General features: G+C 63.8%; 8 protein-coding genes. 1 reads left to right on the top strand and 7 read right to left on the bottom strand.

Annotated elements, in window-relative coordinates:
• Positions 1–43: 43 nt before the first annotated feature.
• The 3 genes from MNBBLIKP_RS12415 to MNBBLIKP_RS12400 all read right to left on the bottom strand — a co-directional run bounded on the left by MNBBLIKP_RS12415 (position 44) and on the right by MNBBLIKP_RS12400 (position 3,205).
• Positions 44–826 (bottom strand): enoyl-CoA hydratase-related protein, encoded by a 783-nt coding sequence (locus tag MNBBLIKP_RS12415; protein ID WP_088310581.1) that lies wholly within the window; start codon positions 824–826, stop codon positions 44–46.
• A 168-nt stretch (positions 827–994) separates the two neighbouring features.
• Positions 995–1,447 carry a methylmalonyl-CoA epimerase gene (gene mce / locus MNBBLIKP_RS12410; RefSeq protein ID WP_088310580.1) on the bottom strand — a complete coding sequence of 151 codons (453 nt, stop codon included), beginning with the start codon at positions 1,445–1,447 and terminating at the stop codon, positions 995–997.
• A 225-nt stretch (positions 1,448–1,672) separates the two neighbouring features.
• The gene (locus MNBBLIKP_RS12400; protein ID WP_088310596.1) at positions 1,673–3,205 is read right to left on the bottom strand and encodes an acyl-CoA carboxylase subunit beta; all 1,533 of its coding nucleotides are present in this window, start codon (positions 3,203–3,205) and stop codon (positions 1,673–1,675) included.
• A 209-nt stretch (positions 3,206–3,414) separates the two neighbouring features.
• On the opposite strand from MNBBLIKP_RS12400, the gene MNBBLIKP_RS12395 reads away from it, so the two are divergent.
• Positions 3,415–4,815, top strand: a complete 1,401-nt coding sequence (locus MNBBLIKP_RS12395; RefSeq protein WP_088310578.1) for a helix-turn-helix domain-containing protein — start codon at positions 3,415–3,417, stop codon at positions 4,813–4,815.
• A gap of 154 nt (positions 4,816–4,969) precedes the next feature.
• Here the strand turns inward: MNBBLIKP_RS12395 and MNBBLIKP_RS12390 are convergent, their stop codons facing one another.
• From MNBBLIKP_RS12390 to pgi, 4 genes are all read right to left on the bottom strand, one after another.
• The gene (locus tag MNBBLIKP_RS12390) at positions 4,970–5,995 is read right to left on the bottom strand and encodes an NAD-dependent epimerase/dehydratase family protein (protein WP_088310577.1); all 1,026 of its coding nucleotides are present in this window, start codon (positions 5,993–5,995) and stop codon (positions 4,970–4,972) included.
• A 13-nt stretch (positions 5,996–6,008) separates the two neighbouring features.
• Positions 6,009–6,734, bottom strand: coding sequence for an SDR family oxidoreductase (locus tag MNBBLIKP_RS12385; protein ID WP_088310576.1), 726 nt, complete (start codon positions 6,732–6,734; stop codon positions 6,009–6,011).
• A gap of 58 nt (positions 6,735–6,792) precedes the next feature.
• Positions 6,793–8,139 carry a glutathione-disulfide reductase gene (gene gorA / locus MNBBLIKP_RS12380; protein WP_088310575.1) on the bottom strand — a complete coding sequence of 449 codons (1,347 nt, stop codon included), beginning with the start codon at positions 8,137–8,139 and terminating at the stop codon, positions 6,793–6,795.
• Between the two features lie 274 nt (positions 8,140–8,413).
• Positions 8,414–9,928, bottom strand: a complete 1,515-nt coding sequence (gene pgi / locus MNBBLIKP_RS12375; protein ID WP_088310574.1) for a glucose-6-phosphate isomerase — start codon at positions 9,926–9,928, stop codon at positions 8,414–8,416.
• Positions 9,929–10,202 lie beyond the last annotated feature (274 nt).

Below are 10,202 nucleotides of genomic sequence, written 5' to 3'. Positions count from 1 at the left end.
CCCTCTCCCAACCCTCTCCCCTCAAGGGGAGAGGGCTAAACACTCACTTCCCCTGAAAATTCGGCTTGCGCTTTTGCAGGAAGGCCATGCCGCCTTCGGCCGCATCCGCGCTCGATCCGGCGATCCGCTGGCCCTCGGCTTCAGCCAGCAGAGTGTCTGACAGGCCGTGCTCCAGGCTGGTCAGGATGTTCTTGCGCATCGTCGCGTAAGACAGCGTCGGCCCGGCAGCGAGCCGTGCGGCGAGTGCGGACACTTCACCGGCCAGCGCGTCGTCTTCGGTGCATTTGTAGATCAGGCCCCAGTCCTCGGCCTGTTCGCCCATGATCTTTTCGCCCAGCATCATCATCCGCGTGGCGCGGGCCTTGCCGATCAGGCGCGGCAGGAACCAGGAGGAGCCGCCATCCGGCACCAGCCCGATGTTGACGAAGGCCTGCAGGAAGTAGCCGCTCTTGCTGGCGAGCACGAAATCGCCGACCAGCGCGATCGAGCAGCCAACGCCCGCCGCGGGGCCCTGCACGGCGGTGATGATCGGCATTTCCAGCCGGGCCAGCTTCAGGATCATCGGGTTGTATTTCTGGGTCAGCGCGATGTAGCTGCCCTGCCCGCCAGTCACCGGCCGGTCCCCGCGCGCCTGCAAGTCTGCACCCGAACAGAACGCCCGTCCCTCGCCCCGGATTACCAGCACCCGGGCATCCTGCAGCCGGTCCAGCGCATCAGAGATCTCGTCCGCCATGTCGAGCGAACAGGCGTTGAGCCGGTCCGGCCGGTTGAGCGTGATCGTGGCAATCTGGTTTTCGATTCCGAGCGTGATCGTTTCGTAGGTCATGCAGCAATCCTCTCTAAACTCGTCACCCTGAACTTGTTTCAGGGTCCATTTCTCGTCTTGGGCCTCTGTGCGGTTGCTCAGCGGAGCGGCCTCGTTTTCGTTCTTCCTCACACCCCCGGCCAAGCGGCCCGATGGACCCTGAAACAGGTTCAGGGTGACGGCGTGGGGTTAATTCGACCAGTGTTGGCCATCCTGCGGCACTTCCATAATCTCGGTCAGCACCCCGCCCATATCGCGCGGGTGGACGAAGAAGATCAGCGTGCCGTGGGCACCGATGCGGGGTTCACCCAGCACGCGTTTGCCGAGCGCTTCGAACTCGGCCTTGGCGGCGTGAATGTCGGGCACTTCGTAACACATGTGGTGCTGGCCGCCGGCCGGATTCTTGTCGAGGAAGCTCTGGATCGAGGTGTTGCCCGGCAGCGGCTCGATCAGCTCGATCTGCGTGCCGTTAAGCGCGCCATCCGCGCCCGGCGTATCGACGAAGCAGACCTTCACGCCCTGATCGGGCAGGTCGAACGGCTCATGAATCTTCGTCGCGCCCATGACGTCGCGGTAGAAGACGATGGAGTCTGCGATGGACGGCGTTGCCACGCCGATGTGGTTTAGGCGGCCTAGTTTCATAAAATCTTCAATCCATAGAGCAGGTTGTAGATTGGGCTTGTTCGAGTCCGGACATTGTCGAGGCACTGGGACCTTTCGACAGAACGCTCCGGACTCCATACCCCGCACATTTCCAGCTCGAGTGCGTAACGCTGATTTTCGAGCCGAATGATCGCAGACCCAAACCACAGCAAAGCCGCTATCAATACTGCGATGGATGTGTTCTTCGCCATCTCCAATCGTCACTCACAGCGGAATGTTGTCGTGCTTCTTCCAAGGGTTCTCGAGCTGCTTGTTCCGCAGCTTCCGCAGCCCCAGCGCGATCCGCCGCCGCGTGTTCCGCGGGTGGATCACCTCATCGATGAAGCCCTTGCTCGCGGCCACAAACGGGTTGGCGAAGCGGTCTTCGTATTCCTTGGTGCGTTCCGCGATCTTGTCGGGATCGCCGATGTCCTGGCGGAAGATGATTTCTACCGCGCCCTTGGCACCCATCACGGCGATTTCGCCGGTCGGCCAGCTGTAGTTCAAATCGCCGCGCAGGTGCTTTGAGCTCATCACGCAATAGGCGCCGCCATAGGCCTTGCGGGTGATCACGGTGATCTTGGGCACGGTCGCCTCGGCATAGGCGAATAGCAGCTTCGCGCCGTGCTTGATGATCCCGCCGTATTCCTGCGCGGTGCCGGGCAGGAAGCCGGGGACGTCAACAAAGGTCAGGATCGGGATTTCGAAGGCATCGCAGAACCGCACGAACCGCGCGGCCTTTTTGCTGGCATTGATATCCAGCACGCCCGCCAGCACCATCGGCTGGTTGGCGACCACGCCCACGGTGCGCCCTTCGATCCGGCCGAACCCGACCAGGATATTGCCCGCGTGGCTGGGCTGAATTTCAAAGAATTCGCCCTCGTCCAGCACCTTGCGCACCACTTCGTGCATGTCATAGGGCTGGTTGGCATTGGCCGGGATCAGCGTGTCGAGGCTTTCCTCAAGCCGGTCAAAGGGATCGTTGGTTGGCCGCTGCGGCACGCCTTCGCGGTTGTTGAGCGGCAGGTAATCGATCAGGTCGCGCGCGGTCAGCAGCGCCTCGATATCGTTTTCCAGCGCCAGATCGGCGACCGAGGTCTTGGTGCTGTGCGTTACCGCGCCGCCCAGTTCCTCTTGCGTGACGATCTCGTTGGTCACGGTCTTGACCACGTCGGGGCCGGTGACGAACATGTACGAGCTGTCCTTCACCATGAAGATGAAGTCGGTCATCGCGGGACTGTACACCGCCCCGCCCGCACACGGGCCCATGATCAGGCTGAGCTGCGGCACCACGCCGCTGGCCAGCACGTTGCGCTGGAAAATCTCGGTATAGCCACCCAGCGAAGCGACGCCTTCCTGAATGCGCGCGCCGCCGCTGTCATTCAGGCCGATCACCGGCGCACCGACTTTCATCGCCGCATCCATGATCTTGCAGATCTTCATCGCGTGGCGTTCCGAAACCGCGCCGCCGAACACGGTGAAATCCTGCGCATAGGCATAGACGAGCCGCCCGTTGATCGTGCCGCTGCCGGTCACCACCCCGTCGCCTGGGATGGTCGTTTCGGGCATGCCGAAATCGACGCAGTTGTGTTCGACGTAGCTGTCAACTTCCTCGAAGCTGTCTTCGTCGAGCAGGATGCTCAGCCGTTCGCGCGCGGTCAGCTTGCCTTTCGAATGCTGCGCATCGATCCGCTTTTGACCCCCGCCCATCCGGGCAGCAGCGCGGCGGCGTTCCATTTCGGCGATATTTGCGGACATTTTGGCTCCGTCCTGAAATTGCAGGAGTGCTGGATGCGGCGGATTGGCGGCAATGTCCAATGTGAATTTGCAAAGTTGCGAAGTGCATGTTTGCAAACCCTCGCGAAGCGCCTTATCTTTCTCCGCGCCTCCCTTTCTTCCTCTGCGCCTCTGCGTGAANTCACGCAGAGGCGCAGAGGAAGAAAAGAGGCGCGGAGGACCAGTTACCCATGTCGAAGCGGCGCATCTTTGCTGGAGATAGATTAAGGGCGCTCCGCGCCGATAGGGGGCTTAATCAGGCGGCGATGGGGGAGCTGCTGGGGATCAGCACCAGCTACCTTTCTCAGCTGGAACACGATGACCGCCCCCTCACCCCGACGCTGATCGAACGGCTCAGCCGCGCTTTCCCGCTCGACTGGCGGGAGATTGGCGCGGGGCAGAGCGAGACGCGGCTGGCGGCGCTGCGTGAGGCCAATGCCGATCCGTTGTTCCCCGAACCGCTCGATCCGGCGCAGCTGGCGCGGTTTTCGGAGCAGCAACCGTTGCTGGCGGACCGGTTCATAGCGCTCCACGAAGCCTATCGCCGCAGCGGACAGCGCCTGCAGATGGTGGACGAGGCGCTGGCGAGCGAAAGCAGCACAGGGGCGCGGCTGCCGTGGGAGGAAGTGCGCGACTGGTTCCACCTTGCCAACAATTACGTCGACGGGATCGACCGCGCGGCCGAGGCATTGGCGCGGCGGCTGGGCGGGCGTTCCCCCGCGACCGGGGCGATCGAGCAGTACCTGAAGGACGCGCTGTCGATCTCGCTGATCTACACCGGGCAGGCGGGACTGCGCAGCTATGACGCGGAAATGGGCCATCTGGTGATCGACCCCGGTCAGCCCGCCGAAAGCCGCCGCTTCCAGCTCGCCCACCAGCTCGCCGCGCTGGCCTTGAAGGACGAGATCGCGGCGGTGATTGAAGGCACGGCGCTACGCAGCCCGGCCAGTCGGCAGCTGCTGTTCGTCGGCCTGTGCAACTATGCCGCGGGTGCGCTGCTGATGCCCTACGCCCGCTTCCGCGCCGAGGCGCGCGCCGTGCGGCATGACATTGACCGGCTGGCGCAGCTGTTCGGCACCAGTTTTGAACAGACCTGCCATCGCCTCTCAACCTTGCAGCGCGAAGATGCGCGCGGGGTGCCGTTCTTCTTTTGCCGGGTCGATATGGCCGGGAACATCACCAAACGCCACAGCGCCACCCGCCTGCAATTCGCCCGGTTCGGCGGGGCCTGCCCGCTGTGGATCGTGCATGAGGCAGTGGCGATCCCTGACCGGATCCTGGTCCAGCTGGCCGAAACGCCCGACGGGGTGCGCTATGTCTCGATGGCCAAGGGGCTGGTCAAACCAAGCGGATCGTATGATCGCAGCCCGCGCCGCTATGCCGTGGCGCTGGGGTGCGAGGCGGAACACGCCGGGGAATTCATCTATGCCGATGGACTGGACCTGACCGCGGATCGCGCCGCGACAAGGATCGGGATTTCGTGCCGGATTTGCCCCCGCCCCGACTGTGATCAACGCGCCTTTCCGCCGAGTGACCGGGCGATCAGTGTCGATCCGGATCAACGCGGGGTGGTGCCGTACCGGTTGGTTTAGAAGGGCCCCTCCGTCAGTCCCTGCGGGACTGCCACCTCCCCATTTGTGCTTCGCAAAAATGGAGAGGGTTCAAGCGCTGCGTAAAGTCCCTCTCCATTTTTCCCGCAGGGACAAATGGGGAGGTGGCCCGCCGCAGGCGGGTCGGAGGAGCCGCTTAAACCTTCACAATCCCCCGCTCGATCAAACTACGCGCACAGTCCACCGCCGTCTCCTCCGGCGGGCGCGGCTGCCAGCCCAGCACCGCCTGCGCATGGGCGCTGCTCATCGCCCGCGTGCGCCCCAGTTCCCCCAGCAATTGCCGCAGCGGCGGCATGAACAGTGCCATCACCCGCACCAGCCAGTTGGGCATCACCCGGGTTGGCACCTTGCGCGCAGAATCGCCCATTTTCTCGCGCAGCAACCGCGCGACATCGATGATTTTGAAGAACGGGCCTGAGCTGGCGATAAAGCGTTCACCCCGGATCGTGTCGGCGCTCGTTTCCAGCGCCAGCACATGCAGCGCGGCGGTATCGCGCACATCGACGAGGCAAAAACCCACGTCGGGGCAGGCCGGAACCTTGCCGCTCAGCAATTGTTCGAAAGTCTCCACCGAAGCGGCGAAATCGCTGCTGGCGACGGGGCCCAGCACGGCCACCGGGTTGACTGTGCAGAACGCCATGTCACCGCCTTCAGCCAGCACCCAATCGCGCGCGGCGCGTTCGGCAATGGTCTTGCTTTTGATATAGGGCTGAACGCCGGGCGCATCGGGATTGGTCCAGTCAGCCTCGGTGTACTGGGTTTTGCCCGCCGGATGGCCATACGCGATCGCGGCGGCAGAGCTGGTCAGGACCACATGCCCAACCCCCGCCGCTTTGGCAAAGCGCAGCGCCCGCAAGGCCCCTTCGCGTGCGGGGACGATCAGTTCATTTTCATCCTTGGGCACGTCCGCCGGGAATGGCGAGGCCATGTGGCACAAGTGAGTGCAGCCCGCCATCGCCTCGGCCCAGCCGGCATCGTTGGTGAGATCGGCAGCGAACACTTTCAGCGTTTCGGGTGTCCCGCCCAGCAAGGGCCGCAATTCCGCCTCGCGGCTGAGGCTGCGGACCGTGGTGTGGACCGTCCACCCCCGCCCCAGCAATTGCCGGATCGTTTCACCCGCGATGTAACCGCTGCCGCCGGTGACCAGTACTGTGCCTGCCATCAAACCCTCCCCTTCAGAACCGGATCAACACCGAGCGCGCCAGCTTGGGCGAGATCGAGTGGACCACTTGCAACAGCTTGACCAGGCCGACATTGGCCTCGTCCGCATTCCGCTCCATCGCCGCCACGAACTGCCGCGCGCATTCGGCGGCGGGCATTTTCCTGTTGTCGCGCCCGGCGGTCATCTTGGTTTCAACCACGGGCGGCAGCGCTTCCAGCACGTGGATATTGCTGCCGCGCAGCTGCCGTCGCAGCGCCTGGGTATAGCTGCGCAGTGCGGCCTTGGTCGCGCAATAGACCGGACCGCCCGCGCGCGGCGCAATGGCGAGACCGGAAGTGACGTTCACGATCATCGCCTCAGGCCGCGAACGCAGCGTGGGCATCAGCGCGGTGATCAGGTGGATCGGGGCGTTGAGGTTGAGGAAGATCCCGGCATCGGCGGTCGGCAAGTCGGGCAGGTCCTGATTGCGGAAATCGTGATCAGCGCTGGTCCCGGCGTTGTTGACCAGAATGTCGATCGTGCGCCCGGCCACGGCGGCGATCAACGCAGCGACGCCTTGCGGCGTGCCCAGATCGGCCTCGATCACTTCAAACCCGTCGGCCCGGGTCGCCGCGCAGCGCTCAGGATTGCGGCCCGAGGTGATGACGGTAACGCCCTTGTCCCGCAATTGCCGGATCAGCTGCGCGCCGATCCCGTCCGTCCCGCCGGTCACCAGCGCGGTCTTGCCCGATAGCTGCACGGCCCGTTCTCCCCTGTTGTTTGCGCAGGAGACTAGCCGATTGGTTGCGACATGCAACCTAGCGCATCAGCACCAGCTCTTCCGCCATGCTCGGATGCAGCGCGACCGTTGCATCGAACTGGGCCTTGGTCAGCCCCGCCTTCACCGCGATGGCCGCGGCCTGGAGCACTTCGGCGGCGTCGGGGCCGAGCAAGTGGACGCCCAGCACCCGGTCGCTTGCGGGATCGACCACCAGTTTGTAGAATCCGCGTTCGGCCTTGGCGGCGAACATGTTCATCATCGGGCGGAAATCGCTGGTGAAGACTTTCACATGGCCGTGGACTGCGCGGGCCTGCTGCTCGGTCAGCCCGACCGAGGCGATCGGCGGCTGGGTGAATACCGCGCTGGGAATGCAGTCATAGGCGGTCGAGCGCGGCATATTGCCGAACACCGTATCGGCAAAGGCATGGCCTTCGCGGATCGCCACCGGGGTCAGCTGCACCCGGTCGGTCACATCGCCCACGGCATAGATGCTGGGGCACGCGGTCTGGCCATATTCATCGACCGGAATCTCGCCATTATGGCCGAGGGTGATGCCGACACCTTCGAGGCCCAGCCCATCGGTCTTGGGCTTGCGGCCGGTGGCGACCAGCACGACGTCCGCCGGGATTGGCTCACCCTCGCCCGCATGGACCAGCAGTGAGCCATCGGCCTGCTTTTCGACCCGGCCGATCGGGCGGTTGAACGCAAATTCAATCCCCCGCGCCTGCAGGATCGGCAGCAAGCGGTCGGTCAGATCATGGTCATAGGAGCGCAGGATCTTGTCGCTGCGGTTGACAACGGTGACGTGGCTGCCCAGCGCGTTGAACACGCCCGCAAATTCCAGCGCGATATAGCCCGCGCCCTGGATCACGATCCGTTTGGGCAATTCGGGCAGATGGAACACCTCATTTGATGTGATGCAGTGTTCCACCCCGTCGATTTCCGGCAGAACCGGCCAGGCCCCAACCGCGATCAGGATCACCCTGGCAGTTACTTCCCGTCCCGAGGCGAGCCGCACCGTGTTAGGCCCGGCTACAGTGGCGCGCTCGTGAAAATGCTCCACTTTGTTGCTGTCGAGCGTCGAGGTGTAGGCGCGTTCGAGCCGGTCAACGTCGCTCGCCACGAAATCGCGCAGCTTGGCCCAGTCGAACGTGGCTTCGCCGATGGTCCAGCCATAGTTCGCCGTATCCTGCAATTCGTGGGCAAAGTGGCTGGCATAGACCAGCAGCTTCTTGGGCACACAGCCGCGGATCACGCAGGTCCCGCCCACGCGGAATTCCTCGGCCACGGCCACGCGGGCCCCATGCGAAGCCGCAATCCGGCTGGCACGCACACCGCCAGAACCAGCGCCGATTACGAACAGGTCAAAGTCAAAGTCTGTCATGGGTCGCGATATGGCGCGGGCGGGCCCGGTTTGCCAAACGGTTTTGGTGGTTACTGTGATAGATGGGGTTGTGTCGGCTGAGGTGGAATAGTTCACGCAGAGGCGCGAAGGAAGAAAAGGAGACGCGGAGATACGCGATTGCGGCGAAGCCGTCATCCCGTTCAAACGATGCGTTTTCCGCAGCTCTTATTGAGGAGGCGGCTGCGCCGCACGTGCAGCCTCTCTGCGCCTCTGTTCTTCCTCCGCGCCTCTGCGTGAACTATTCCCAGATCTCCTACTTCACCCCAGCCTCGGCCAGCAGCGCCTCGGTGCTGGGATCAAAGCTGACCCCGCCAGCCAGGATCGACTTGGCGATTTCCTTGCCAAGTTCCACGCCGAACTGGTCAAAGCTGTTGATCCCCAGCAGCACACCGTTCGCGAAAGTACGGTGTTCGTGGAACGCGATCAGCGCGCCCAGTGTGGCGGGGTTCAGGTCTTCGCACAGGATCGTGGCGCTGGGCCGGTCGCCGGGATAGTTGCGCGCGCCGTCGCTTGATGCGCGCCCGGCCATCAAGGCCGCGCCCTGCGCCAGACAGTTGGCGAGGAGGTTGCGGTGGTGTGCCGGATCAAGGCTGTCACCCGGAATGATCGCGGCGATGAAATCGACCGGGACCAGATTGGTGCCCTGATGCAGCAACTGGAACACCGCATGCTGCGCATCGGTACCCACCCCGCCCCAGGTGATCGGCGCAGATGGGCGGCCCAGCGGCTGGCCATCAGCTGTCACGCTTTTGCCGTTCGATTCCATTTCCAGCTGCTGGAGATAGTCCGGCAGGAGCCGCAACCGCTCGTCATAGGCAAAGCAGGCGCGGGTCTGGGTACCGCGCAGCTGGGTGTAGTAGAGATCGGCAAAAGCCGCGCGCAGCGGCAGATTGGCCAAACCATCGCTTTCGAAAAAGTGCTGATCCACCGCCGCCGCACCGTCCAGAAATTCGGCGAAGTCCTGCCAGCCCAGCGCAAGTGCGATCGGGAACCCGATCGACGACCACAGCGAATAACGCCCCCCCACGCTTTCCGGGAACGGCAGCACGCGGGTTTCATCAACGCCCCATTCCACGGCCTTTTCGGGGTAAGCGGTCAGGGCCACGACCCGGCCATAGGGATCGGCCACGCCGCCTGCCTTCAGCCAATCGAGCGCGCTGGCCGCATTGGTCATGGTTTCGGTGGTGGTGAAAGTCTTGCTGGCAACCGCGATCAGGGTGGTGGCGGGATCGCAGGCGCGCATGGCTGCTTCCAGCGCGCAGCCATCGATATTGGCGACGACATGGACATCGACCTTGGCCCCGTCGCGGGTCAGCGCATCAATCGCCAGCGCCGGGCCGAGCGCGGAGCCCCCGATGCCGATGTGGATCAGATGCTTGACCTCACCCAGCGCGCCTTCGTGGATCGCTTCGACCAGGCTTTTCATGCGCAGATGCAGCGCGTGGGCTTCTTCCACGCTGGTATCCCGGCCCACGCCGCGCAGAGTGGTATGTTCGACCGCGCGGTGTTCGGTAACGTTGATCACATCCCCCGCCAGCATTGCTGCACGTTTGCCGGTAAAGTCCATCGCTGCGGCAAGCGCCTCGAACCCGGCCATATGCGCGGCATCGAGGTGGGTCTTTGACCAGTCAAACCGGATCGCCCCGCCCGGCAGGTCGAGCCGGGCCGAAAGCAGTTCAAGCCGCATCGGATCAGCGAACAGCGCTTGCAGGCTTGGCTTGTCGAGCGCCGCAAGGGTGGCCCAGGCGGCAGTGGCGGCTTCGGTCATTGATTTGCTCCACACGAGGGGATGGCTTGCCCCGGCCTATGCCGCGCGCGGGGCGCTGCGCCAAGTGACGAATACGTAATTAGTGGGCTGTGGATTTTTGGTTCACGCCGCTGCCAGAACCTGACCCAACTCCAGGTCTTCGCAGCCGCGCAAGTCCCGTTTCCGCACCACTTGCAGCCCAACCGTGCTATCCCCATAATACACCAAAGTGCTTGACGCGAAAGGCCCGGATCAACATGGACGCCTTGATGAGTGAACAGACCCCCACCCCTGC

Origin of the sequence: Novosphingobium sp. B 225, from assembly GCF_002198665.1 — a bacterium.
Lineage (GTDB): Bacteria > Pseudomonadota > Alphaproteobacteria > Sphingomonadales > Sphingomonadaceae > Novosphingobium.
Note: the sequence above shows the minus strand (reverse complement) of the source record. Positions and strands in the feature narration are given on the sequence as shown.